The organism is Pseudomonas oryzihabitans NBRC 102199, assembly GCF_000730625.1.
Taxonomy (GTDB): domain Bacteria; phylum Pseudomonadota; class Gammaproteobacteria; order Pseudomonadales; family Pseudomonadaceae; genus Chryseomonas; species Chryseomonas oryzihabitans.
In genome coordinates this window covers 88,276-113,241 of the sequence record NZ_BBIT01000005.1, presented here as the reverse complement: position 1 = coordinate 113,241, position 24,966 = coordinate 88,276, and the positions used below count along the sequence as shown (strand labels likewise).

Annotated in this window: 24 protein-coding genes; 14 read left to right on the top strand and 10 right to left on the bottom strand. The window is 67.5% G+C overall.

Features of this window, described 5'->3' with window-relative positions; translation table 11 throughout:
- Nucleotides 1-56 precede the first annotated feature (56 nt).
- Nucleotides 57-467, top strand: coding sequence for a winged helix-turn-helix transcriptional regulator (locus POR01S_RS06815; RefSeq protein WP_027597349.1), 411 nt, complete (start codon nt 57-59; stop codon nt 465-467).
- A complete protein-coding gene (locus tag POR01S_RS06810) occupies nt 451-1,452 on the top strand; it encodes an LLM class flavin-dependent oxidoreductase (protein ID WP_042134717.1) in 1,002 nt (333 codons plus the stop codon). The genes POR01S_RS06815 and POR01S_RS06810 overlap by 17 nt, the downstream gene beginning before the upstream one ends.
- A gap of 332 nt (nt 1,453-1,784) precedes the next feature.
- On the opposite strand, the gene nfsB is transcribed toward POR01S_RS06810, so the two are convergent.
- From nfsB to POR01S_RS06795, 3 genes are read right to left on the bottom strand one after another with little or no spacing between them, the layout of a single operon-like run.
- Nucleotides 1,785-2,432: an oxygen-insensitive NAD(P)H nitroreductase gene (gene nfsB, locus POR01S_RS06805; RefSeq protein WP_027600607.1), complete on the bottom strand. Its 648-nt coding sequence runs from the start codon at nt 2,430-2,432 to the stop codon at nt 1,785-1,787.
- 18 nt (nt 2,433-2,450) lie between these two features.
- Nucleotides 2,451-3,599: an L-dopachrome tautomerase-related protein gene (locus POR01S_RS06800; RefSeq protein ID WP_042134715.1), complete on the bottom strand. Its 1,149-nt coding sequence runs from the start codon at nt 3,597-3,599 to the stop codon at nt 2,451-2,453.
- Nucleotides 3,599-4,606, bottom strand: coding sequence for a zinc-binding alcohol dehydrogenase family protein (locus POR01S_RS06795; protein WP_042134713.1), 1,008 nt, complete (start codon nt 4,604-4,606; stop codon nt 3,599-3,601). Before POR01S_RS06795 ends, POR01S_RS06800 begins: the two co-directional genes overlap by 1 nt.
- A 105-nt stretch (nt 4,607-4,711) precedes the next feature.
- On the opposite strand from POR01S_RS06795, the gene POR01S_RS06790 reads away from it, so the two are divergent.
- Nucleotides 4,712-5,620: a LysR family transcriptional regulator gene (locus POR01S_RS06790; RefSeq protein ID WP_042134711.1), complete on the top strand. Its 909-nt coding sequence runs from the start codon at nt 4,712-4,714 to the stop codon at nt 5,618-5,620.
- Nucleotides 5,621-5,676: 56 nt separating this feature from the next.
- Here the strand turns inward: POR01S_RS06790 and POR01S_RS06785 are convergent, their stop codons facing one another.
- From POR01S_RS06785 to POR01S_RS06775, 3 genes are all read right to left on the bottom strand, one after another.
- Complete coding sequence (locus tag POR01S_RS06785) at nt 5,677-6,702, bottom strand: alpha/beta hydrolase (RefSeq protein ID WP_042134709.1); 1,026 nt, start codon at nt 6,700-6,702, stop codon at nt 5,677-5,679.
- 68 nt (nt 6,703-6,770) lie between these two features.
- Nucleotides 6,771-7,187 (bottom strand): organic hydroperoxide resistance protein, encoded by a 417-nt coding sequence (locus POR01S_RS06780; RefSeq protein WP_027597355.1) that lies wholly within the window; start codon nt 7,185-7,187, stop codon nt 6,771-6,773.
- Between the two features lie 145 nt (nt 7,188-7,332).
- Entirely contained in the window at nt 7,333-7,767 is a 435-nt protein-coding gene (locus tag POR01S_RS06775; RefSeq protein ID WP_027597356.1) for a MarR family winged helix-turn-helix transcriptional regulator, read from the bottom strand.
- An 88-nt stretch (nt 7,768-7,855) separates the two neighbouring features.
- On the opposite strand from POR01S_RS06775, the gene gcsR reads away from it, so the two are divergent.
- The 4 genes from gcsR (at nt 7,856) to POR01S_RS06750 (ending at nt 12,770) form a co-directional block, all read left to right on the top strand.
- Nucleotides 7,856-9,376, top strand: a complete 1,521-nt coding sequence (gene gcsR / locus POR01S_RS06770) for a transcriptional regulator GcsR (RefSeq protein WP_027597357.1) — start codon at nt 7,856-7,858, stop codon at nt 9,374-9,376.
- A gap of 90 nt (nt 9,377-9,466) precedes the next feature.
- Entirely contained in the window at nt 9,467-10,192 is a 726-nt protein-coding gene (locus POR01S_RS06765; protein WP_042134706.1) for a substrate-binding periplasmic protein, read from the top strand.
- A 5-nt stretch (nt 10,193-10,197) separates the two neighbouring features.
- On the top strand, nt 10,198-12,057 hold the full coding sequence (locus POR01S_RS23065) for a GGDEF domain-containing protein (RefSeq protein WP_162180672.1): 1,860 nt from the start codon (nt 10,198-10,200) through the stop codon (nt 12,055-12,057).
- Nucleotides 12,054-12,770, top strand: coding sequence for a substrate-binding periplasmic protein (locus POR01S_RS06750; protein WP_042134705.1), 717 nt, complete (start codon nt 12,054-12,056; stop codon nt 12,768-12,770). The genes POR01S_RS23065 and POR01S_RS06750 overlap by 4 nt, the downstream gene beginning before the upstream one ends.
- Nucleotides 12,771-12,788: 18 nt before the next feature.
- Here the strand turns inward: POR01S_RS06750 and poxB are convergent, their stop codons facing one another.
- Nucleotides 12,789-14,513 (bottom strand): ubiquinone-dependent pyruvate dehydrogenase, encoded by a 1,725-nt coding sequence (gene poxB, locus POR01S_RS06745; RefSeq protein WP_042134704.1) that lies wholly within the window; start codon nt 14,511-14,513, stop codon nt 12,789-12,791.
- A 294-nt stretch (nt 14,514-14,807) separates the two neighbouring features.
- Here poxB and vapB point away from each other — a divergent pair, with 294 nt between their 5' ends.
- The 5 genes from vapB (at nt 14,808) to gcvT (ending at nt 20,304) form a co-directional block, all read left to right on the top strand.
- The gene (gene vapB, locus POR01S_RS06740; RefSeq protein WP_042135407.1) at nt 14,808-15,038 is read left to right on the top strand and encodes a type II toxin-antitoxin system VapB family antitoxin; all 231 of its coding nucleotides are present in this window, start codon (nt 14,808-14,810) and stop codon (nt 15,036-15,038) included.
- Nucleotides 15,038-15,451 (top strand): type II toxin-antitoxin system tRNA(fMet)-specific endonuclease VapC, encoded by a 414-nt coding sequence (gene vapC, locus POR01S_RS06735; protein ID WP_027597361.1) that lies wholly within the window; start codon nt 15,038-15,040, stop codon nt 15,449-15,451. Before vapB ends, vapC begins: the two co-directional genes overlap by 1 nt.
- A 297-nt stretch (nt 15,452-15,748) precedes the next feature.
- Complete coding sequence (gcvH, locus tag POR01S_RS06730; protein WP_007159937.1) at nt 15,749-16,117, top strand: glycine cleavage system protein GcvH; 369 nt, start codon at nt 15,749-15,751, stop codon at nt 16,115-16,117.
- A gap of 7 nt (nt 16,118-16,124) precedes the next feature.
- Complete coding sequence (gene gcvP, locus POR01S_RS06725; RefSeq protein ID WP_042134702.1) at nt 16,125-18,980, top strand: aminomethyl-transferring glycine dehydrogenase; 2,856 nt, start codon at nt 16,125-16,127, stop codon at nt 18,978-18,980.
- 214 nt (nt 18,981-19,194) lie between these two features.
- Nucleotides 19,195-20,304, top strand: coding sequence for a glycine cleavage system aminomethyltransferase GcvT (gene gcvT, locus POR01S_RS06720; protein WP_042134700.1), 1,110 nt, complete (start codon nt 19,195-19,197; stop codon nt 20,302-20,304).
- Between the two features lie 138 nt (nt 20,305-20,442).
- On the opposite strand, the gene POR01S_RS06715 is transcribed toward gcvT, so the two are convergent.
- Nucleotides 20,443-21,057: a glutathione S-transferase gene (locus tag POR01S_RS06715; RefSeq protein WP_042134698.1), complete on the bottom strand. Its 615-nt coding sequence runs from the start codon at nt 21,055-21,057 to the stop codon at nt 20,443-20,445.
- A gap of 155 nt (nt 21,058-21,212) precedes the next feature.
- On the opposite strand from POR01S_RS06715, the gene POR01S_RS06710 reads away from it, so the two are divergent.
- Nucleotides 21,213-22,118, top strand: a complete 906-nt coding sequence (locus POR01S_RS06710; protein ID WP_042134696.1) for a LysR substrate-binding domain-containing protein — start codon at nt 21,213-21,215, stop codon at nt 22,116-22,118.
- A gap of 18 nt (nt 22,119-22,136) precedes the next feature.
- Here POR01S_RS06710 and POR01S_RS23655 read toward each other — a convergent pair whose 3' ends face one another.
- Entirely contained in the window at nt 22,137-22,328 is a 192-nt protein-coding gene (locus tag POR01S_RS23655; RefSeq protein ID WP_132832609.1) for a hypothetical protein, read from the bottom strand.
- Between the two features lie 243 nt (nt 22,329-22,571).
- Here POR01S_RS23655 and POR01S_RS06705 point away from each other — a divergent pair, with 243 nt between their 5' ends.
- Nucleotides 22,572-24,536 carry a DNA topoisomerase III gene (locus tag POR01S_RS06705; protein WP_042134694.1) on the top strand — a complete coding sequence of 655 codons (1,965 nt, stop codon included), beginning with the start codon at nt 22,572-22,574 and terminating at the stop codon, nt 24,534-24,536.
- Here the strand turns inward: POR01S_RS06705 and POR01S_RS06700 are convergent.
- Nucleotides 24,523-24,855, bottom strand: a complete 333-nt coding sequence (locus POR01S_RS06700) for an endonuclease domain-containing protein (RefSeq protein ID WP_042134692.1) — start codon at nt 24,853-24,855, stop codon at nt 24,523-24,525. The genes POR01S_RS06705 and POR01S_RS06700 overlap by 14 nt on opposite strands.
- Nucleotides 24,856-24,966 lie beyond the last annotated feature (111 nt).

Below are 24,966 nucleotides of genomic sequence, written 5' to 3'. Positions count from 1 at the left end.
TTTAATAACCGCCCGAAAGGCGTAGGCTGGAAGCCAGTTCTGCTTCGAGGATCGCCATGGACGCCGTGGTCAGTCGTATCTCCAGCCGTCGCCGCCTGCATGCCCACGCCTGTCCGATCAGGGACGTGCTGGACCGGATCGGCGATGCCTGGTCCCTGCTCACGCTCTTTACCCTGGAACCCGGTCCGCTGCGCTTCAACGAATTGCGCCGGCGGGTCGACGGCATTTCCCAGCGCATGCTCAGCGTGACCCTGCGCCAGCTGGAGCGCGACGGCCTGGTGTCCCGCACGGTGACGCCGAGCAAGCCGCCCCAGGTGGAATACGCCCTCACCGAACTGGGCCAGAGCCTGATGGTGCCGGTGGGCGCCCTGGCCGCCTGGGCCTCCGCGAAGCAGCCTCTCATTCAGCGCCACAGGGCGGCCTACGATCAGGTCGCCGAGGAGTTCTCTGATGACCCGTCTCGCTAAGACCGCCCTGTCGGTCCTCGACCTCGCTCCCATCCGTGACGATGGCGATGCCGCCCAGGCGTTGCACAACGCCTTGGATCTGGCGCGCCACGTCGAGCAACTCGGCTTTTCCCGCTACTGGGTCGCCGAGCACCACAACATGGACGGCATCGCCAGTTCGGCGACCGCCGTGCTGCTGGGCTATCTGGCCGCTGGCACCAGCACCCTGCGCCTGGGTTCGGGCGGTATCATGCTGCCCAACCATGCGCCGCTGGTGGTGGCCGAGCAGTTCGGCACCCTGGCTTCGCTGTATCCGGGCCGCATCGAGCTCGGCCTGGGTCGCGCACCGGGCTCGGATCAGCGCACCGCCTATGCCCTGCGCCGTGATCGCCTGGGCAGCTCCGACGACTTCCCGCGGGACGTGGAAGAGCTGCAGCACTACTTCGGGCCGCAACAGCCCGGGCAGGGCGTGATCGCCATGCCGGGTGCGGGTACCGAGGTGCCGATCTGGCTGCTGGGTTCGAGCCTGTTCAGCGCCCAGCTGGCGGCGGCCAAGGGCCTGCCCTATGCCTTCGCCTCGCACTTCGCGCCGCGCTACGTGCACGAGGCCATCCGCCTCTATCGCGAGAACTTCAAGCCGTCCAAGGTGCTCGATCGCCCCTATGTGATGCTCGGGGTACCGCTGGTGGCAGCCGACAGCGACGACGAAGCCAATTACCTGGCCACCACCGTCTACCAGCGCATCCTCGCCCTGTTCCGCGGCGACAGCCTGCGCCTGCAACCGCCGGTGCGCAACATGGAAGGGGTCTGGTTGCCCCACGAGAAGGAGTCGGTGTCGAGTTTCCTCGGCATGGCGGTGATCGGTGGCCCGGACAAGGTCCGCGAGCGCCTGGAGCTGCTGCTGGAAAAGACCGACGCCGACGAGCTGATCTTTACCTGCGACGTCTACGAGCAGGCGGATCGCCTGCGCGCCTTCTCGATCCTGGCGGATCTGAAGGGCGGTTGATGGGGATAGGTAGCGTTGGGACTCGTTGGGCTCGGCGTAACCCGGATTTATCGCGGCCATGGCGGTCCGCCGATGCGGCCGCTCCTACAAAAGCATGAAAAGCATCGCCCCTGTAGGAGCGGTCGCTACGGCGCACCGGCATGGCCGCGAATAAAAGCCGACCGTCTCGCGACGGTCGGCTTTTTTATGGGTGCTGCTGTTGGGCTTCGCTGCGCTCAACCCAACCTACGCCTGCGTAGCGTGGAAAACCGCGCCAGCGTTTTCCACTGGCGGCTACCGGTTCGTACTGTGGATAAGGCTGCGCCGTTATCCACGCTACGAGGTCCTGCGGTTTACAGGAAGGTGAACACCTGCTCGCGGGTCAGGCGGGACTTGGGCAGGGCGGCATTGAAGTCGCTTTCGCCGCGATAGCCCAGGCCGACCACTACCAGGGCGGTGTAGCCCTGTTCGCGCAGGCCCAGTTCCTGGTCCAGGCTGTTGGCGTCGAAGCCTTCCATGGGGGTGGCATCGATGCCCAGGGCGGCGGCGCCGAGCAGCAGGGTGCCCAAGGCCAGGTAGGTCTGCTTCTCCATCCAGTGCTGCACGTCCTTGCGCTCATGACGATGCAGGTCGACGAAGTGACGGCGGGTGCCGTCCTGGGTAGCGCGCGCCTCGGGCTTGGCGAAGCGGCCGTCCTGGGCTTCCTGCTCCAGCACCTGGGCCAGGTGGCCTTCGGTCATTTCCAGGCGGGTGCACAGCACAATGACGTGGGACGCCGGCAGCACCTTGGGTTCGTTGTAGGGACTCTGCATGCCCTGGGCGATGCGCGCCTTGGCCTCGGCGCTGGCGGCGACCACGAAGTGCCAGGGCTGGGAGTTGACCGAGGAGGGCGCCTGGCGCAGCAGCTCCAGCAATTCCTCGACCTGTTCGGCCGGGATGCTGCGGGAGCCGTCGAAGGCCTTGGTGGTGTAACGGGTGCGGGCGATCTGGGACAGCTGCATGGATAACTCCTGATCGGATCAGTGGGTAGGGGCCGGCTGGGCGTCGATCTTGACGCGGAACAGGCTGTAGGGCTTCTGGCGCAGGTCCTGGCCACCGTGGAACTGGGCCTGGCGATGGAGCTGGTTGGCGGTGAAATAGAGGTAGCCGTCCGGACCGATGCTGAAGGTGTCGGGCCAGAGCACACGGGGATCGTGGACCAGGGTCTTCCAGCTGCCGTCGGTCTGGCGCTGGCGCACGGCGTTGTGCTCGTAGTCGCCGGCATAGAGGCGACCCTGGGCATCGGCTTCGAGGCCGTCGGAGGCACCCTTCTCGCCGAGATCCTGCACCCCGGCGCGCACCTGGGCCTCGCTTGCCTGGGGATCACGCAGCAGGGCGGTGGGCACGGCATAGAGGTGGCGGCTGGACAGCGGGCTGAAGTAGAGGGTGCCGCCGTCCGGCGACAGGGCGATGCCGTCGCTGGCGATGGCCGGTCGGACCTTGCTGCCATCGGGGCGCTGCATCAGCAACGGTTCGCCTTCCACCACCGGGGCGAAGCTGGGGTCGACGTTGGCCTGGGGCGCGCCGGTCAGGCGACGCTGGGCCTGGCCGGTGGCGAGGTCGAGGACGATGAGTCCGCCCGGAGGGGCCGAATCGGTGACATAGGCCACCCCGGCGCGGCCGACGCGAAAGTCGAAACGCACGTCGTTGACGTAGCTCTTGGGTTCGAGCACCGCGGCCGGAAAGACCAGGGTCTTAACCACCTGGTTGGTCTTGAGGTCGATGGCCACCAGCTTGGCGCCGCCGGCCTTGGGCGCGGCGAAGCCGGGGGCGGCGGTATCCAGCACCCAGAGGTGGCCGCGCCCGTCGGCGACCACGCTCTGCACGCTGATGAAGCCCTTGGCCGGCTGGCCGGGGGTCTCGACGTTGAGCGCGGCGTCCGGGTAGGGCACGGCCTTGCCGTCCTTGAGTTCGGCGACGGTGAAGGGCACCGCGTCGCCCCAGCGCGGGTAGTTGACGAAGATCCGCCCGGTCTCGCTGACGGTGACGCCGGTGGGCATGGCGTCCTGGAAGGCGAACACCGGCTCCAGCTGGCCAAGGGTGTGCTCCTGGGGCAGCGGCGCGGCCTGGGCCGTCAGGCTACCCACGGCCAGGGCGACGGCGAGGGTCAGGGCACTCAAGCGAGGCATCAGAACCCCTCCAGCACGAGCTTGCCGCGCGCCTGATGGCTTTCCAGCTGGGCATGGGCGCGGCGCAGGTTGGCGGCATCGATCCGGCCCAGGTGCTCGCCGAGGGTGGTCTTGAGGGTGCCCTGGTCGATCAGTCCGGCGACGCGTTCGAGGATCTCGTGCTGCCGCACCTTGTCCGGGGTCTGGAACAGCGAGCGGGTAAACATCAGTTCCCAGTGCAGCGACAGCGACTTGGCCTTCATCGGCACCACGTCGAGTTGCGCCGGATCGTCGATCACGCCCAGGCGACCCTGGGGCCGCAGGACATCCACCAGCTGGGTGAAGTGCTCATCGGTGTGGGTGAGGCTGGCCACCAGGGTCACGCCATCCAGACCCAGGGCTTCGAGCTGGGGTCGCAGCGGCTGGTGATGGTCGATGACGTGGTGGGCACCCAGCTGGCGCACCCAGTCCTGGGTTTCCTGGCGCGAGGCGGTACCGATCACCGTCAGCTCGGTGAGCTGGCGGGCCAGCTGCACCAGCACGGAGCCGACGCCACCCGCCGCGCCCATCACCAGCAGCTGCTGGCCGGCGCCGCCGCCTTCGGTCGCGCCGAGACGGTCGAACAGCAATTCCCAGGCGGTGATGGCGGTCAGCGGCAGGGCCGCGGCCTGGGCATGATCCAGGCTCTTGGGCTTGTGCCCGGCCAGGTGTTCGTCGACCAGGTGCAGTTCGCTGTTGCAGCCGGGGCGGAACAGCTCGCCGGCGTAGTAGACCTCGTCACCCACGGCGAAGCGGCTGACGGCGCTGCCCACGGCGCGGACCACGCCGGAGACGTCCCAGCCCAGTACCTTGGACTCGCGCTGCACCAGGCCCTGGCGCACCTTGGTATCGACCGGATTGACCGACACGGCGCGGACTTCCACCAGGAGGTCATGGGCCTCGGGCGTGGGGTCGGGCAGCACCGCGTCCTGCAGGGCACGGGGATCGCTGGCGGGCAGGGTGGTGTCACCGTGGACGATGGCTTTCATGGGCGGGTTCCTTTGTACGATAAGAAGACGTGAGCCCATGGTCGTCTTCATGCTCGACCGGAAAAAGCGGCAGAATCGGATAGCACCTTCACTGCAGGAGTGAAAATGATCCGCTTCGACGACCTCGGCCTCTTCGTCCGCTCCTCCGCCCTCGGCAGCTTTTCCCGCGCCGCCCGCGAGGCAGACCTCCTGCCGGGGCAGGTGAGCGCCGCCATCGGCCGGCTGGAGCGCGAACTGGGCATTCGCCTGTTCGCCCGCTCGACCCGCAGCCTGCGCCTGACCGCCGAGGGCGAGGCCTATCTGCCCTATGCCCGCGAGGTGCTGGAGACCTTGCGCGAAGGGCGCGAGCGGTTGCAGGGGGAGAGTCCTGAGTTGCGCGGAGTGCTGCAGGTGGCGGCGCCTTCGGACCTGGGGCGCAATCTCCTGCTGCCCTGGCTGGCCGAGTTTCGTCAGCGCCATCCCGGCCTGACCCTCAGGCTCTACGTCTCGGACCAGCAGGCCGACGTCTATCGCGATCCGGTGGACATCGCCATCCGCTACGGCCGCAGCCAGGACGACAGCCTGGTGGCCCTGCCGCTGGCCCCGGACAATCGCCGGCTGCTGGCGGCGGCGCCGGCCTATCTGGCCCGCCAGGGCGCGCCGCGCAGCCTGGACGACCTGTCCAGGCACGCCTGCCTGCTCTACCAGCTGCATGGGCGCACCTATGACAAGTGGAGCTTTCCACAGGCCGACGGTGGCCTGCGCCAGGTAGCCGTCAGCGGACCCCTGCAAAGCGACGATGCCGAGGTGGTGCGGCGCTGGGCGGTGGCCGGGGAGGGTATCGTCTACAAGTCCTGGCTGGACATGCGCGACGACCTGCAGCGCGGTCGGCTGGTGCGCCTGCTGCCCGAGCAGCCCGGCGAGCCCTTGCCGCTGCAGCTGTTCTGCCCGCACCGGCGGCAATTCTCGCCGGCGGTGCGGCAGCTGCACGGCTGGCTGGCGGAACGCTTCGCGGCCCTGGGCGAGCAGCCCTGAAGCGCAGAGGGGGCGGCGCCGCGAACGGAGCCACCCCCTCGGGTACCGCGCCTGCCTTATTGCAGGTGCTGCTTGAGCAACTGGCCAGCCTGGGTCAGCGCAGCCTGGACCTCGGGTACCTTGGCCAGGGCGTTGAGCAGGCCATAGTCGTGGATCATGCCGTTGTAGCGCACCTGGACGACATCGACGCCGGCGGCGTTGAGCTTGCGGGCATAGGCCTCGCCCTCGTCTCGCAGCACGTCGTTCTCGGCGGTCTGCACCAGCGCCGGCGGTAGACCCTTGAGCTGGGCCTCGCTGGCCCGCAACGGCGAGGCGTAGATGTTGGCGCGCTCGGTGTCGCTGGTGGTGTAGTTGTCCCAGAACCACTTCATCATGTTGCGGGTCAGGAAGCGGCCCTCGGGATAGGTCTGGTAGGAGCCGTTGTCGAAGCTCGCATCGGTCACCGGCCAGAACAGCACCTGGTAGCGCAGCTTGGGCGTGCCCTTGTCCTTGGCCATCAGGCTAACCACCGCGGCCATGTTGCCGCCGACGCTGTTGCCGGCCACCGCCAGGCGACTGCCGTCGACATCAATGTCCTTGCCGTGCTCGGCCACCCACTGGGTCGCGGCATAGGCCTGGTTGATGGCCACCGGGAAGTGGGCTTCCGGACTCGGGGTGTAGTTGACGAACACCGCCGTGGCGCCGGAGGCCACCACCAGGTCACGCACCAGGCGCTGGTGGGTGGGGAAGTCGCCCAGCACCCAGCCGCCGCCGTGGAAGAACATGAAGGCCGGTGTCTGCCCCTTGGCGTTGGCCGGGCGGACGATGGTCAGCTGCAGCGGCTTGCCGTCGACCTGGATGGTCTTTTCACGGGTCTTGACCCCCGAGAGATCGACCTTGACGCCGGACTGGGCGCCGGCCAGCACCGCGCGGGCGTCCTTGGGGCTCAGGGTTTCCAGGGGTTTGCCACCGCTGCCGTTCAGGGCATCGACGAAGCCCTGGGTGGTGCGCTCCAGATGCGGATCGGGCTGGGGCGCGGCGAAGGCGCTGCCCAGGGCCAGGCTGAGCGCGGAAAGGCCAAGCAGGCGAGAGACGGTACGCATAACAGATGACTCCTCGAACGGGAAGGACCGGGCGCCTCGGCGGAGGCGCCTGGGTAATACCGCGACCTTTAGGCCAGGGTCAGGCGCACGTCCACGTTGCCGCGGGTGGCGTTGGAGTAGGGGCAGACCTGGTGGGCCTTCTCGACCAGGTCTTCGGCCACGGCACGCTCCAGGCCCGGCAGGCTGATGACCAGCTCGACGTCCAGGGCGAAGCCGGTGGGGATCGGGCCGATGCCGACCTGGGCGGTCACGCTGACGTCCGCCGGCACGGCGATCTTTTCCTTGGCGCCGACGAACTTGAGCGCGCCGATGAAGCAGGCCGAATAGCCGGCGGCGAAGAGTTGCTCGGGATTGGTGCCGGCACCGCCGGCGCCGCCCAGCTCCTTGGGCGTGGACAGCTGCACGTCCAAGACCTTGTCGCTGCTGATGGAACGGCCGTCACGGCCACCGGTGCTGGTTGCGGAAGCGGTATAGAGGATGTTCATGGCGTGCTCCTGTTTAGGTATCGCGATAACTGATCGTTCGGACGTTGACCGAAGGAATCGTCCGGGTACGGATTTAAGTTATCGCGATATTCGTTATCGCGCAAATATATTTTCAGGAGCAGCCGACCAGCGGCAGCGAAGGAGGCTAACGCTCCAGCTTGGCTCTCAGGGTCATCAGGTTTTCGCGCAGGGCATTCATCTGGGCATCGCCCAGCGCGCAATAGCTGCTGATGGTGCCGTTGATCTCCCGGGCCCGCTCGCGCAGGGCACGGCCAGACTCGGTGAGTTCGATGGACAGGTTGCGCTCGTCCTCGGCATTGCGCTGCCGGGTCACGTAGCCCTCGGCTTCCAGGCGCTTGAGCACCGGGGTCAGGGCGCCGGAGTCCTGGTGCAGCCGGCGCGCCAGCTCCTTGAGCGGCAGCCGATCGTTTTCCCACAGCACCAGCATCATCAGGTACTGCGGATAGGTCAGGCCCACCTCTTCGAGCAGCGGCTTGTACACCTTGGTCATGGCCAGCGAGGTGGAGTACAGCGCGAAGCACAGCTGCTGATCGAGAAGAAGGGGGTCTTTGTTGTTCATCGCGTTCCCGCCTGGGTAAATGAGAAATGATTCTACCCCGAGCATTTGGGTAGCATTAGTCCTTTCGCACTCAGACCCCAGGGTTTCCATGCGTATCCATGTGTCGTTCATCGATCGTGTCGGCATCACCCAGGAAGTCCTGGCGCTGCTCGGTGCCCGCAATCTCAACCTGGACGCCGTGGAGATGGTGCCGCCCAACGTCTACATCGATGCGCCGACCCTGAGCGCGACGGTGCTGGAGGAGTTGCGCGCCGCCCTGCTGACCGTGGTGGGGGTGGAGGCGGTGCGGGTGGTGGACATCCTGCCCGGCCAGCGCCGCTCCCTGCAGCTCGACGCCCTGCTCGCCGCCATGGCCGATCCGGTGCTGGCGGTGGACGGCGAGGGCCGCATCCTGCTGGCCAATCCGGCCTTTGCCGCCCTGGCCGGGGAAGGCGCCGGCAACACCCTGGCCGAACTCTTCAATGACGGCGAATTGTCCGCCGAACTGCTGGACCAGGGCTTTCGCCTGCCCCTGCGCGAGGTGGTGCTGCGCGGCCAGGCACTGCTGCTGGACGCCACCCCCATCGGCGAACCGGTGGGCGGCCTGGCCGGTGGCCTGCTGACCCTCTATGCCCCCAGCCGTATCGGTGGCCGCCTCTCGGCGCTGCGCCACGACACCCCCGAGGGCTTCGATTCGCTGCTCGGCGACTGCGCCGCCATCCGCACCCTCAAGGCCCGCGCCCAGCGCCTGGCCGCCCTGGAGGCGCCGCTGCTGATCCTCGGCGAGACCGGCACCGGCAAGGAACTGGTGGCGCGCGCCTGCCATGCGGCCAGTGCGCGGCGCGAGGCGCCCTTTCTGGCGCTGAACTGCGCGGCTCTGCCGGAAAGCCTCGCCGAGAGCGAATTGTTCGGCTATGCCCCGGGCGCCTTTACCGGCGCCCAGCGCGGCGGCAAGCCGGGCCTGCTGGAACTGGCCGACCAGGGCACGGTGTTTCTCGACGAAGTCGGCGAGATGTCGCCCTATCTGCAGGCCAAGCTGCTGAGATTTCTCTCCGATGGCACCTTCCGCCGCGTTGGCGGAGCCCAGGAAACCCAGGTCAATGTGCGCATCCTCGCCGCCACCCATCGCGACCTGCAGGCCATGGTCGCCGCCGGCACCTTTCGCGAAGACCTCTTCTATCGCCTCAATGTGCTCAGCCTACAGGTGCCGGCACTGCGCGAGCGGGGCCAGGACATCCTGCTGCTGGCACGGCACTTCCTGCAGCAGGCCTGCGCCCAGATCGGCCGACCGCCATGTCGCCTGGCGCCGGCCACCTATGGCGTGCTGCTGGGCAACGCCTGGCCGGGCAACGTGCGGCAATTGCAGAACATCCTCTTTCGCGCCGCCGCCATCAGCGAGAGCGGCCAGATCGACGTCGACGACCTCGACCTGGCCGGCACGGCGGTGGCGGGGCAGGTCGAGACCGAGGTCAGCACCCTGGAGGCCGCCGTCCAGGGCTACGAGGCGGCGCTGCTGGAACGACTCTATCCGCAGTACCCGTCCAGCCGCCAGCTGGCCGCGCGGTTGCAGACGTCCCACTCGGCCATTGCCATGCGCCTGCGGCGTTATGGTATCCCCCGGCGAGACTAGCCCCGCCGCTTCAAGTTTCGTCACGGCAGCCCGATAACGTCAGACGACATCACGCTCGGACGGGGGGAGGGCTTCGTGACGAGCAGCTTCTTGCATTGGCTGGTTCTCGGTCTGGTGCTGGTGTGCACGGGCGTCCGTGCCGGCGCACTGCAACTGGTGACCGAGGACTATCCGCCGTTCAGCGTGGTCCAGCCGGATGGCCGGGTGACCGGCTTTTCCGTCGAGTTGGTGCGGCTGCTGTTGGCCCGGGCCGAGCTTGCGGCCGAGCCGCAGGTCATGCCGTGGGCGCGGGCCTTCGCCCAGGCCCAGGGCCGGCCCGATGTCCTCGTCTTTTCCATGGCGCGTCTGCCCGAGCGCGAGGCGCTGTTCGAGTGGGTGGTGCCCCTGACCGAGACCACCCTCTGCCTGTTCGGCTGGCGGGACCGCGTGCGTCCCTTGGCCAGCCTGCAGGCGGCCCGCGGCCTGCAAATCGCTACGGTCAACGGCGATGCGGGAGAGCGCATCCTGCTGGAGCAGGGCTTCACCGTCGGACGGGAGCTGCAATCCGGCACGCATTACAGCCTCAACCTGGAGAAACTCAAAGCCGGTCGGGTCGACCTGTGGATCGCCAACCGCGCCGTGGCCGATCACCTCGCTCGCCAGGCCGGCTACGATCCTCAGGGCGATCTGCGGCAGGCCTACTGCGCCGCCCCCTATCCGCTGTATCTGGCGGCCAGCCTGGGCACCGCTCCCGAGGTGATGGCACGGCTGCGGGCGGCCTTCGTGACGTTGCAACAGGACGGTACGCTGGCCGAACTCCAGCGGCGCTGGCTATGAGGGGCGTGCTGAAACGCCGCTCGCTCGGTAACCGCCTGGCCTTGCTGACGGTGGCGTTCTGTCTGCTGTTTTCCGCGGCCACGGCAGGGCTGCGCACCTGGAATATCTGGGAACAGAATCGCCTGGGTATGGATACCGAGCTGCAATTGCTGGAGCAGGTGTACCAGTCGACCCTGACCAAGGCCATCTGGGAACTGGACAAGCCCGCGGTGCAGGCGCAACTGGACGGGGCGTCGCGCATCGCCTCGGTCGGCCGTATCGAGCTGCGGCTGACCGGCCACGGCCAGGAGTCCGACGTCCAATCCCGTCAGCAGGCCGACTGGGCGCCCTCGAGCCTGGCGCCGAGTCGAAGCTCCACGCTGGTCTACAGTCCCTATCCGGGCGGTCACGAGGTGCTCGGCGAACTCCTCATCCAAGGCAATGAAGCCCTGCTCTGGCGTGAATTGCGCGACAGCGTGGCGAGTACCCTGCTGACCCAACTGGCACTCGCCCTGCTGCTCGCCGGCCTGGTCAGCCTGGCCTTCAATCGGCTGGTGACCCTGCATGTCCGTCGGATCGCCCGCCACCTGTCCCGGCTGACGGCCGCCACCCTCGCCGAGCCCCTTCGACTGCGGCGGCCCACCCGCCAGGACGAGCTGGATCTGCTGGTGAGTGGCATCAATACCCTGCAGGGCAACCTGGCGGGCTACCTGGCCCAACAGCATCGCCACGAAGAAGAGCTCGCCGCGCATCGCGATCTCCTGGCGGAGCGAGTTCGCGAGCGCACGGCAGAGCTCGAGGCCTTGGCGACGGCGCAGCAAACCATCCTGAGGCTGTCCAACCAACTGATCCATGCGCCTTACGCGGACTTCGACCGGCATTGCCAACTCTGTCTACAGGAGGTCGCACAACGCTTGCGCGCGCGTCAGGCCTTCTGGTTCAAGCGTGACACCCGGGATGCGCCCTATCGCCTTTACCAGGGCTGGTTCCGCGACGCCGAGCCGTTGGCCGCTGGTCTGACACTGCCGCCGCCCTGCGCCCAGGTGCTGGAAGCCCTGCTGGAACCCGAGGTCCCCCGTACCTTCGCGACGCGCGAGGCGCTCGTGGCCGCCTTCGGTGACGCGGCGGAGCCGCTGTTGGCACTAGGTAACGAAGCCCTGGCGCTGGTCCATCTGCGGATCGCCGAGGACGAAGACGGTTTGCTGCTCTTCGGCTGCAATCTGGGTGGCGAGTGGCGCACCGATGAACGCGCCCTCATCAACATGACCACCCAACTGCTCTTGCATGCCTCCCATCACCAGTTGCAATTGCGCGACCTGCTGACGTCCCAGGAGGCGTTGCGCAGCGCCAACGCGCGGCTGGAGCAACTGTCGCGCAGCGATCCGCTCACCGGGCTGCCCAATAGGCGCTGTTTCGACGAGGCCGAGGAGGTGGAGTTTCGCCGCGCGCTACGCTCCGGGGAGCCCCTCGCGCTGCTGCTCTGCGATGTCGACTTTTTCAAGCGCTACAACGATACCTATGGGCATGCCCAGGGCGATGTCTGTCTGCAGCAGGTAGCGACCGCCATGCAGCAGGTCGTCACGCGCCCAGGCGACCTGGTGGCGCGGATCGGCGGCGAAGAGTTCGCGGTTCTGCTGCCCGCGACCGATCTGGCGGGCGCGGGGGCGATGGCCGAGCGCTTGCGCCGGGCCGTCGCCGCGCTGGAAATCACCCATGCCGGCTCGGAGGCTGCTGGCCACGTCACCCTGAGCATCGGCTATGCCACCCTGAGTACCGATATGCACGATTTCGCCAGCCTGCTGCGCCAGGCCGACCGGGCGCTCTACCGCGCGAAAAGCCTGGGGCGCCATCGCAGCTGTCATCTGCCTGAGGAGCCGCTGCCATGAAGCGTCATCTGTTGTTGGCCCTGCTGGCCTTGCTGGGGCCGGGCGTGGAGGCCGCCACGGTGCGCGCCGTGACGGAAGAGACGTCCTTGAGCTGGAGCGTGGACGGTCGGGTGGGTGGGCCGGCGACCTCGGTGGTGGAGCGTACCCTGGCCCTGGCGGGTATCACCGACTACCGCCTGGAACTCTATCCCTGGGCTCGCGCCTATGATCTGGCCCTGCACGAGCCAGGGGTGCTGATCTATCTGATCGCCCGCACGCCGGCTCGCGAGACCCAATTCCAGTGGGTCGGGGAGGTCATGCGCCTGCGGTACTACTTCTATCGGCTGGCGAATCGCGACGACGTGCGTATCGAGCGTCTCGACGACGCCCGCGCCTATCGGCTGGGCGTGATGCGCGACGATGTGCGCCACCAGTATTTGCAGTCGCTCGGCTTCCAGCAGCTGGTGGTGTCAGGCCAGCAAAAGAACAACTTCAGCCGCTTGCTCAATGGTCAGGTGGATGCCGTGCTGCTGCCGGAGCAGGATGCCATTCGCTTCTGCCAGGACGCGGCTAGCGCCTGTCCGGGATTGCGCCGCCTCGCCGCCCTGGAGGATCTCGATACCCCGCTGTACATGGCGTTCAGCCCGACCACGCCGGCGCCGCTGGTAGCCCGGCTGCGCACGGCGTTCGCGCAGCTCAAGGCCGGTGGCGAGGTCGCTCGGCTGCTGGAATAGTCGAGCGACCCCCGACCATCAACGCAGCACGTTGGTCTTGGCCAGGTCCAGCACCTCGCTGCCGCGCCCGCTCATCACCGCGCGCAGCATGTAGAGGCTGAAGCCCTTGGCCTGGGCGGCCTCGATCTTCGGTGGCAGCGACAGCTCCTGCTTGGCGATGCGTACGTCCACCAGCGCCGGGCCGGGGTGGGCGAACGCCTCTTCCAGAGTGGCGTCGAGCAGGCTGGCCGATTCCACCTTCCAGCCGCGCACGCCGCAGGCCTCGGCCACCTGGGCGAAGTCGACTGCGGCGAGATCCGTGGTCTCGTCGATCATGCCGGCGGCCTTCATCTCCATGGCGACGAAGCCCAGGGTGGCGTTGTCGTAGACGATGACCTTGACCGGCAGCTTCTCGCTGGCCAGGGTCGCCAGTTCGCCGAGCAGCATGGACAGTCCGCCGTCGCCGGCCAGCGCCACCACCTGGCGGTCGGGATAGGCCGCCTGCAGACCCATGGCCTGGGGCAGGGCATTGGCCATGGAGCCATGGGTGAAGGAGCCGGCCAGCTTGCGCTCGAAATTCATCGCCAGGTAGCGCGCCGCCCACACCGTGGGCGTGCCGACGTCGCAGGTGAAGAGGGCATCCGCTGCGGCCAGTTCGCTGACGCGGGTGGTGAGGTACTGCGGATGCAGCGGCTCGCCATCGGCGGTGGCGGTGGCCAGTTCGTCCAGCTCGGCGCGGGTCTTGCGGTAGTGCTGCTGGGCCTTTTCCAGGAAGCGGCTGTGGCTGTTGGGCTGGAGTCGCGGCAGCAGGGCGTCGAGGGTGGCGCGGACATCGCCCACCAGGCCCTTGAGCAGCGGGGTGCGTACGCCCAGGTGGGCGCCGCGCACGTCGATCTGCACCACGCGGCCGTGATCCGGGAAGAAGTTGCGATAGGGGAAGTTGCTGCCCAGCATCAGCAGCAGGTCGCACTCCTTGAGTGCGTGATAGCCGGACGAAAAGCCGATCAGGCCGGTCATGCCCACGCCATAGGGATTCGAATACTCGATATGGGCCTTGCCGCGCAGCGCATGGACCACCGGGGCCTGCAGGCGCTCGGCCAGGGCCACCACCTGGGCATGGGCACCGGCGCAACCGGCGCCGCAGAGCAGGGTGATGCGCTTTTCCCCGGCCAGCAATTCGGCCAGGGCATCCAGCTCGGCCTCCGGCGGCACCACCACCGGACGCACCGGCTCGCTCCACTGGGCTTCCTTGATCGGCGCCTCGGCCAGGGCCACGTCGCCGGGAATCACCACCACCGACACCGAACGATTGAGGATGGCCGAACGCATGGCGGTCTCGAGGATGCGCGGCAGTTGCTCGGGATGGGAGACCACCTCGCAGAAGTCGCTGCAGTCGCGGAACAGGCGTTCCGGATGGGTCTCCTGGAAATAGCCCAGGCCGATCTCGCTGGAGGGAATCTGGGCGGCGATGGCCAGCACCGGCGCACCGCTGCGCTGGGCGTCGAACAGGCCATTGATCAGGTGCAGGTTGCCCGGGCCACAGGAGCCGGCGCAGACCGCCAGACGCCCGCTGGTGTCGGCCGCGGCACTGGCGGCGAAGGCCGCAGCTTCTTCGTGCCGCACGCCACGCCAGCGGATGCGCTCACGCTTGCGCAGGCTTTCGGTGAGGCCGTTGAGCGAATCGCCCGGCAGGCCCCAGATGGTGTCGACACCAGCCGCTTCGAGGGTGGCGACGAGCAGATCGGCAACGGTTTTCACAGCCATGACAAAGACTCCAGACAAGGATGGAAGAGGGCAAAGCCGCTTGGCAGAGGTCTTGTTGTGCCTTCTTGGTCCGACGAAGCGGGGCGGAAGTTCGCGTCGGGTGCGCTTGTCCGAATCTTGCCCCGAGCCGATGACATTTCCGCCTCCGGCGTCTTTCCCAAGGCTTCACCAGGTGTCATCCGCGCGAAGAGTGCTATGCCAGCTGTGATGCCTGATGCCGAGAGGGTGCCGATTGACAGATCCAGCCTTGCCCCTAATATGGGATATACATCCGATATATCCCAGAGGTCGATCATGGATCAAGGCGCCGTATTCCAAAGCAATCGCAGTCAGGCGGTGAGACTGCCAAAGGCGGTTGCCCTGCCCGCAGACGTGAAGCGCGTCGATGTGGTCGTGGTCGGTCGCACGAGGATCATTACCCCGGCCGGGGAATCCTGGGATTCCTGGTTCGAGGGGGAGGGTGTCACGGCGGATTTCATGGCGGAACGGGACCAGCCCGCCGAGCAGGAGCGCGAGGGCTTCTGATGCTCAAGTTCATGCTCGACACCAACACCTGCATCTTCACCATCAAGAACCGACCGACGTCGGTTCGCGAGGCCTTCACCCGGCACCAGGGGCAGTTGTGCATCAGTACGATCACCCTGATGGAGCTGATCTACGGTGCGGAAAAGTCTTCCAGCCCGGAGCGCAACCTGGCGGTGATCGAGGGCTTCGCCGCGCGGCTGGAGGTGTTGACGTACGGTCCCGAAGCCGCAGCCCATACCGGGCAGTTGCGCGCCGAACTAGCCCGAGCGGGTCAGCAGATCGGTCCTTACGATCAGATGATCGCGGGGCATGCGCGCTCCCTGGGCCTGATCGTGGTCACCAACAACCGTCGCGAGTTCGACCGGGTGCCAGGCCTGCGCGTTGAAGACTGGGTCACTGCGGGAGGAAATTAGCGCGCAAGGCGCTCTATCCGCCTCTGACTGCGGCACAGTGATAAGGAACAGCAGGGCCCGGGCGTACAGCCCAGCTGTCGGACCCAGGAGCCTGGCTAATATCGTAACGATTTCGATACGACGTTTGTAAATCGATACGAGTGTGGCGGGTTGGGGCGCCGATCGTAACGATTTCGCTACGGCGCAATAGGGGTTCTTTAGCTAAACCCCTGAAAATACTGGCCTTTGTTCCTGGCATCACCCTTGCAATCCCAGACCCATCTATCCATCAGGACAAAGGTCCGCAGGAGTCTGGCAATGGGTCTGCGCTATACCGAAGAACACGAATGGCTGCGTCAGGAAGCCGATGGCAGCATTACCGTCGGCATCACCGACTATGCTCAGGACTCCCTGGGCGACCTGGTCTTCGTGCAACTGCCGGAGCTGCGCAGCTACGCCCAGGGCGATGAGGTGGCGGTGCTGGAGTCGGTCAAGGCCGCCAGCAACATCACCATGCCGCTGGACGGCGAGGTCCTGGCGGTCAACGAGGCGCTGAACGATGCGCCCGAGACCATTAACAGCGATCCGCTGAACGCCGGCTGGTTCTTTCGTTTCCAGCCCGCCAATGCCGAAGCCTTCGCCGCGCTGCTCGACGAAGCCGCCTATCAGCAACTGATCAAGGGGTAAGACCGCCATGTCGCTGCACGACACCCTCAGCACCGCCGACGAATTCGTCCCGCGCCACATCGGTCCGCGCGAGCTCGACGAGATCGCCATGCTGAATCTGCTCGGCTATGAATCCCTGGACGCCATGACCGCCCAGGTGATTCCCGAGAGCATCAAGGGCACCAGCGTGCTGGACCTGCCCGCCGGGCTGTCCGAAGCCGACGCCCTGGCCGAGCTGCGCGCCATCGCCGGCAAGAATCGCCTGCTCAAGAGCCTGATCGGCCAGGGCTACTACAACACCCATACCCCGGCGCCGATCCTGCGCAACCTGCTGGAAAATCCGGCCTGGTACACCGCCTACACCCCCTACCAGCCGGAGATCTCCCAGGGGCGTCTGGAAGCCCTGCTCAATTTCCAGACGCTGATCGGCGACCTCACCGGCATGCCGGTGGCCAACGCCTCGCTGCTGGACGAGGGCACCGCCGCCGCCGAGGCCATGACCTTCTGCAAGCGCCTGGCGAAAAACAAGGCCAGCGCCTTCTTTGCCTCCGTGCACTGCCATCCGCAGACCCTGGACGTCCTGCGCACCCGTGCCGAGCCCCTGGGCATCGAGGTGGTCGTGGGCGTGGAAACCGAGATCGAGGACCACGGCCGCTTCTTTGGTGCGCTGTTCCAGTACCCCATGACCACCGGCGAGATCCGTGACTACCGGGAGAGCATCCAGGCCTTCCAGGCCGCCGGTGCCCTGGTGGCCATGGCCGCCGACCTGCTGGCCCTGACCCTGCTCACCCCGCCCGGCGAACTGGGCGCGGACGTGGCCATCGGCACCGCCCAGCGTTTTGGCGTACCGCTCGGTTTCGGCGGCCCGCACGCGGCCTACTTCGCCACCCAGGACAAGTACAAGCGCGACATGCCCGGGCGCGTCGTCGGCGTGTCCATCGACCGCCACGGCAACCCGGCCTATCGCCTGGCGCTGCAGACCCGCGAGCAGCACATCCGCCGCGAGAAAGCCACCAGCAACATCTGCACCGCCCAGGTGCTTCTGGCCAACATCGCCAGCATGTACGCGGTCTACCACGGTCCCGAAGGCCTGACCCGCATCGCCACCCGGGTGCAGCGTCTGACCAGCCTGCTGGCCGCCGGCCTGCAGCGCCTGGGCCACGAGACCCAGCACACCGCCTTCGACACCCTGACCCTGGTGTTCGGGGCGCGCACCGCCGCCCTGCACGAGGCCGCCCGTGCCCGTGGCTACAACCTGCGCGAAGTCAGCGCCGAGGCCCTGGGCGTTTCTTTGGACGAGACCAGCACCCTGGCCGACGTCCAGGCGCTGCTGGAGATCCTGGCCGACGGCAAGCCCGCGCCTCGGGTCGCCGAGCTGGGCGATGCCCAGGGCGTGGAAGTGCCCGCGGCGCTGCAGCGCCAATCGGCCTTCCTGACCCATCCGGTGTTCGCCAGCCACAGGTCCGAGACCGAGCTGATGCGTTACCTGCGCAAGCTGGCGGACAAGGACCTGGCGCTGGATCGCACCATGATCCCGCTGGGTTCCTGCACCATGAAGCTCAACGCCGCCAGCGAGATGATCCCGGTCACCTGGGCGGAATTCGGCGGTATCCACCCCTTCGCCCCGGCCGACCAGGCCGAGGGCTATGCTCAGCTCACCACCGAGCTGGAGGCCATGCTCTGCGCCGCCACCGGCTATGACGCCGTCTCCCTGCAGCCCAATGCCGGCTCCCAGGGCGAGTACGCCGGCCTCCTGGCCATCCGTGCCTATCACGCGAGCCGCGGCCAGGGCGAGCGCGACGTCTGCCTGATCCCGGCCTCGGCCCACGGCACCAACCCGGCTACCGCCAGCATGGTCGACATGCGCGTGGTGGTGGTGGCCTGCGACAAGCGCGGCAACGTCGACCTCGACGACCTGCGCGCCAAGGCCGAGCAGCACAGCGAGCGCCTGGCCGCGCTGATGATCACCTACCCGTCCACCCACGGGGTGTTCGAAGAGGCCATCCGCGAGATCTGCCAGGTGGTCCATGACCACGGCGGCCAGGTCTATATCGACGGCGCCAACATGAACGCCATGGTCGGTCTCTGCGCCCCGGGTCAGTTCGGCGGTGACGTCTCCCACCTCAACCTGCACAAGACCTTCTGCATCCCCCATGGCGGCGGCGGTCCGGGCGTCGGCCCCATCGGCGTCAAGGCGCACCTGGCGCCCTTCCTGCCTGGCCATGCCCGGCTGGAGCGCAAGGAGGGCGCGGTCTGCGCGGCGCCCTATGGCAGCGCCAGCATCCTGCCGATCTCCTGGATGTACCTGAAGATGATGGGCAGCGCCGGTCTGACCCGCGCCTCCCAGGTTGCCATCCTCAGCGCCAACTACATCGCCCGCCGACTGGAAGAGCACTACCCGGTGCTCTACAGCGGCACCGGCGGCCTGGTGGCCCACGAGTGCATCCTCGACCTGCGCCCGCTCAAGGACAGTAGCGGCGTGACCGTGGACGACGTGGCCAAGCGCCTGATCGACTTCGGCTTCCATGCGCCGACCATGTCCTTCCCGGTGGCCGGCACCCTGATGATCGAGCCCACCGAGAGCGAGTCCAAGCAGGAACTGGACAGATTCTGCGACGCCATGATCGCCATCCGCGAAGAGATCCGCGCCCTGGAAGCCGGCACCCTGGATCCCCAGGACAACCCGCTGAAGAACGCGCCCCACACCGCGCGCGAATTGGCGGGCGAGTGGACCCACCCCTACAGTCGCGAGCAGGCGGTCTTCCCGCTGCCGAGTCTGGTGGACGGCAAGTACTGGCCGCCGGTGGCGCGCATCGACAACGTCTACGGCGATCGCAACCTGGTCTGCTCCTGCCCGCCGATCGAAGCCTACGGCGAGGCCTGACCCTCACCCCCGGCCCCTCTCCCAGGGGGAGAGGGGAGGAGAACGGTGGTCCCGCTGCAGTCCCGAGCGAGCCGCCCGCTCTTCCCCCTCTCCCTCAGGGAGAGGGCCGGGGTGAGGGATGACCCCATCACCCACGTCGCGACCCCATAGCCCAGCGCTGTCCCGTTCCCCTTGCCTGGGGCGCGACAGCCGCCACCCGACACGGAGCCCCACCATGTCCCTGCTCAAGACTTCGCTGCACGCCCTGCACCTGGAACTCGGCGCCCGCATGGTGCCCTTCGCCGGCTACGAGATGCCGGTGCAATACCCGCTCGGCGTGCTCAAGGAGCACCAGCACACCCGCGCCCAGGCCGGGTTGTTCGATGTGTCCCACATGGGTCAGGTCCTGCTCGAAGGCGAAGAAGCCGCCGAAGCCCTGGAGTCCCTTGTGCCGGTCGACATCATCGACCTGCCCAGCGGCATGCAGCGCTATGCCCTGCTGACCGACGACAACGGCGGCATCCTCGACGACCTGATGGTCGCCAACCTGGGTGACTGCCTCTATCTGGTGGTCAACGCCGCCTGCAAGGAAGCCGACCTCGCCCACCTGGAAAAGCACCTGGGCGATCGCTGTCAGGTGCTGCCGCAATTCGATCGCGCCCTGCTGGCCCTGCAAGGGCCCGCCGCTGCCGCGGTGCTGGCGCGCCTGGCGCCAGAGGTGGCCGAGATGACCTTCATGCAGGTCCGCCGCGTCAGGCTGCTGGATCAGCCCTGCATCGTCAGTCGCAGTGGCTATACCGGCGAAGACGGCTACGAGATCTCGGTGCCCAGCGCCGCCGCCGAGGCCCTGGCCCGCCGCCTGCTGGCCGAGCCGGAGGTCGAGGCCATCGGCCTGGGCGCGCGCGACTCCCTGCGCCTGGAAGCCGGCCTCTGCCTCTATGGCCATGACATGGATGCCGGTACCACGCCGGTGATGGCCAACCTGGGGTGGGCGCTGTCCAAGGTACGTCGTGAAGGCAACGGTCGCGCCGGCGGTTTCCCCGGTGCCGAGCGCATCTTCACCGAACAGCGTGAGGGCGTGAGCCGCAAGCGCGTCGGCCTGCTGGTGCAGGAGCGGGTGCCGGTGCGCGAGGGTGCCGAGCTGGTGGATGCCAATGGCGCCAGCATCGGCCGTGTCACCAGTGGCGGCTTCGGCCCGACCCTGGGGGCGCCGGTGGCCATGGGCTATGTCGACAGCGACTTCGCCGCCCTGGATACCCAGCTGTTCGCCGTGGTGCGCGGCAAGCAGGTGCCGGTCAAGGTCGCCAAGACCCCCTTCGTGCCGCAGCGGTATTACCGCGGATAAAGATCGGGCCGGCTGATCGTAGCTATGGCGGTCCGCCGCTGCGGCCGCTCCGGTGACGAGGATTGACCGTTTTATCGCGGCCATGGGCCGCTCCTACAGGGTCCCGTAGGAGCGGCCCATGGCCGCGATGCTTTTCCGTCACGCCAGCGGATAATCGCGAAACACCGACAGCGCCTCCGCTTCGGCGGTCAAGGCCTCCAGCGTCGGGTAGTTACGCCGCTCGATCAGCCCCGGGAGGGCGAAATGCAGGAAGGTCCAGGCCACCGCCGTGTCGATGGCGTCCTGGCCGATACTGTCTTCACCCAGCAACGGACGCGGGCCCAGCCAGGCCTTGTCGAGGGCGCCACAGGCCGCACGCAACTGCCCTTCCACGCGCTGCTGCCAGGGCGCATGACGCTTCTCTTCCGGCCGCAGATCACGCTCGTACACCAGCTGCACCGCCTTCTCGGACAGGGCCAGCGCCAGGCCGCTGCGACTGAGGGCGGTGGCCCGGGTCGCGTGGCCGCTCGGCCGCAACTGCCGACTGCCACAGGCGAGATGCTGGGCATAGTCCAGAATCAGCGACGAATCCATCAGCCGCTGACCGTCCAGGCAGATCAATGTGGGTGCCTTGAGCACCGGATTGAAGCTGCGAAAGCGCTCGACCTCACGAAACAGCGAGATCTGGCGCAGCTCGAAGGGCAGAACCAGCAGGCGAAGGGAGATCGCGACCCGCCGCACATAGGGGGAGTCGAGCATGCCGATGAGTTGCATGGGGGCGTCCTGTCAGAAAGAGTGAATCCTGTTTCACGTGGAACGTCATCCTGGCCGTGTGTTTCACGCCATGTGCCGCTCTGGACAAGACATTAAGGATTCGGCGAAGCTGCTTCCAGCGAGAAATTCTGACCGGACCATTAAGGAAAGCTTACATGTCCCGTGTGCCGCCGTTGAATGCCCTGCGCTGCTTCGAAGCGGTTGCCCGCCTGGGCAGCGTGACCCGCGCCGCCAATGAATTGCACCTCACCCATGCCGCGGTCAGTCAGCAGGTGAAGGGCCTGGAGCACCAGCTGGGCATGGTGCTGTTCGAGCGCCAGGGGCGCGGGATCGAGGTCACCGGCGACGGTCGCGTCTATGCCGAGCAGGTCCGCCAGCTGCTCGAGGATCTGGGCGAGGCGACCCGGCGACTGCAGGCCCGCCCGCGGCGCAACGAGCTGGTATTTGCCACCTTTCCCTCCTTCGCCACTCACTGGCTGCTGCCCCGGCTGCCGCGTTTTCGCGCCCTGTACCCGGACTATCGCATCCGTATCCAGACCAGCCTGGATTTCCAGGATCTGCGCCAGGGCATGGTGGATATCGGAGTGCGCATGGGCGAGGGCCAGTGGGATGGCCTGACGGCGCTTCGGCTGTTTCAGGACGATGTGCTGCTGGTGGCGGCACCTGGTTACAACGGTGGGCAACTGCCGTGCAGCCTGGACGAGGCTCTCGCGCAGCCGCTATTGCACACGGAGGAAACCTGGCTGCACTGGGGCGAAACGGCTGGTCTAGGCGAAGCAGCACCCAATCGCGGCATCAGCGTGAATGATTCCAACGTGGTACTGGAGGCGCTACGCCTTGGTCAGGCGCTAGCGCTGGAGCGGCGCAGCCTGGTGCAGGCCGCGCTGGACGAGGGGCGTCTGGTCCAGCTCAGTCCGGTAACGGCGCCCTATCCCTATGCCTACTGGCTGGTCTGGCCGGAACGCGCCGAATCGGCGGAAAAGCAGGAGCGCTTCAGTGCCTGGATCCAGGCCGAGGTCGCGACCTATCTGGCCGCGCTGGAGACGCCGACGCCCGCCTAGGGCGTCGGGCGGGAGGTCTTAGCGCAGCAGCAGCTTGCGACGGCCGTCCGGCCAGACTTCCCAGAGTTGATCGTTGATGCGCTGCACCTGGCTGGTGGTCCGGCGCATGGCCGAAATGCTGGCCCGCAGGGCCTGGCCGCTGGCGGTGTCGACGAGATTTCCGGCGCCGGTGCTCTCGGCCGTGGCGCGATCCATAGCTACAGTGTTCATTGACGCCTCCCAGAGCTCGGCTAAAGACGGCGAAAGTGCCGTAGCCCAAGGACTGCCCAGCCACGGCAAGATTCCGCGTCCGCGGCGGCCGCCGTTCAAGCTGTGATCCACGTCCTGAGCACGCTGTGGCCCACTGGGCGAATTTGCGCAAAGGCCGCTTTCTGTACGGATATACAGATTAGGCCTTGCGCCGCTCGCGCAGCCTTTGCATCCTGTGGCGATTCCCCTCGTGCGACGCCCGCCATGCAGCTGTATCTCTGCGAAAAACCCTCCCAGGCCAAGGATATCGCCCGCATCCTCGGCGCCACCCGCCGCGGCGAGGGCTGCCTGCAGGGGCAGGGCGTGACCGTGACCTGGTGCATCGGCCACCTGCTGGAAACGGCGCCACCGGACGCCTATGACGCCCGCTACAAGCGCTGGTCGCTGGACGACCTGCCCATCGTTCCCGAGCAGTGGAAGCTGCAGGTCAAGAAGACCACCGGCAGCCAGTTCAAGGCGGTCAAGCGCCTGCTGGGCGAGGCCAGCGAACTGGTGATCGCTACCGACGCCGATCGCGAAGGCGAGATGATCGCCCGCGAGCTGGTGGAGCATTGCCGCTATCGCGGGCCGATCCGCCGTTTGTGGCTGTCGGCGCTGGATGACGTCTCCATCCGCCGCGCCCTGGCCGCGCTCAAGCCCGGTGCCGAGACCTATGGGCTCTATCAGTCCGCCCTGGGACGCTCGCGCGCCGATTGGCTGATCGGCATGAACATGAGCCGGCTGTTCACCCTGCTGGGGCGTCGCTCCGGCTATCAGGGCGTGCTTTCGGTCGGACGGGTGCAGACGCCGACCCTGCGCCTGGTGGTGGACCGCGATCGTGCCATCGCCGCCTTCGTGCCGGTGCCCTTCTGGACCGTGGAGGCGACCCTGGACGCCTCCGGCAGTCGCTTCCAGGCCCAATGGCAACCGCCAGAGGACGTCTGCGACGACCAGGGCCGCTGTCTCAAGCCCGAGGTGGCCCAGGCGGCGGCGCGGGCCATCGAGGCGGCTGGGCAGGCGCGGCTGGTCAAGCTCAAGACCGAGCGCGTCCGCGAGGCGGCGCCCTTGCCCTTCGATCTGGGCACCTTGCAGGAGGTCTGCTCCAAGCGCCTCAACCTGGGCGCCCAGCAGACCCTGGACGTCGCCCAGGCGCTCTACGAGAAGTACAAGCTGATCACCTATCCGCGCAGCGATTGCGGCTACCTGCCGCTGTCCCAGCACGCCGAGGCGCCGGCGCTGCTGGCCGCCTTGCTGGGCGCCGACAGCAGTCTCGCCCCACTGCGCGACCATCTGGACGCCAGTCGCCGCTCGCGGGCCTGGAACGATGCGAAGGTCAGCGCCCACCACGGCATCATCCCGACGCAGGTGACCCGCGACCTGGGCCGCCTGAGTCCCCAGGAGCGCAACGTCTATGGCCTGATCCGCGCGCGTTACCTGGCGCAATTCCTGCCGCCGCACGAATTCGATCGCACCCAGGCCGACTTCGCGGCGGGCGGCGAACGCCTGCGGGCCACCGGCAAGCGGCTGGTGGAACCGGGCTGGCGGCGCGCCTTGCCCGAATCGCTCACGCCGCCCAAGGGTCGCGAGGCACCGCCGCCCCAGGCGCTGCCCGAGCTGCGCGAGGGTGAGTCCTATCCGGTGGTGGAAGTGCGCTGCAAGGATCAGCTGACCCAACCGCCCAAGCCCTTCACCGAGGGCGATCTGATCAAGGCGATGAAGAATGTCGCCAAGCTGGTGGAGGATCCCGCCCTCAAGCAGAAGCTCAAGGACACCACCGGCATCGGCACCGAGGCGACCCGCGCCAGCATCATCCAGGGCCTGCTGGACCGCGGCTACCTGGTCAAGCAGGGCAAGGCCCTGGCGGCGACCCCGGCGGCCTTCGGCCTGATCGACGCCGTGCCCCGGGCCATCGCCGATCCGGGCACCACGGCGCTCTGGGAGCAGGCGCTGGATCGGGTGCAGGAGGGCGAGCTGAGCCTGGCCGAATTCGTCACCAAGCAATCGGCCTGGATGGGCAAGCAGGTGGAGCGCTGTCTCGGCCTGACCCTGACCATCAGCGGGCCGCCGCCGGCGGGCAAGGGCGCGTCCTGGAAGAAGAAGCGACGTACGGGCGGGAGCAAGGCCAAGGCGACGGCGAAGACGGGTGGCGCACCGCCACGCGCGCGCAAGCCGAGGGTCAAGCCGGGCTGAGGGCTGCGTGAAGGCGCTCGAGCACGGCGTCGGGCCGGGTCAGGACGTCGTGGTTCCAGAAGCGCAGGATCTGGAAGCCCCGGGCCTGCAGCCAGGCGTCGCGCTCGCGGTCATTGGCGCTGCCCTGATGCTGGCCGCCATCCAGTTCGATCACCAGCCGCGCTTCCAGGCAGACGAAGTCCAGGATGTAGCGACCACAGGGATGCTGACGGCGGAATTTATGACCCTGTAGACGGTTGCCGCGCAGGTGATACCAGAGTGCGCGCTCGGCGTCGGTCTGACCCCGGCGCAGGGCGCGGGCATGGCTGATGAGGAGCATGGGAATCCTTTCCCTGGGTGTTCTGGTGTCGGGTTCGCCCTCACCCCAACCCTCTCCCGGAGGGAGAGGGGGTGGTACGGAGTGAGAGGTGATCTGAGGAGTATCGCCTGG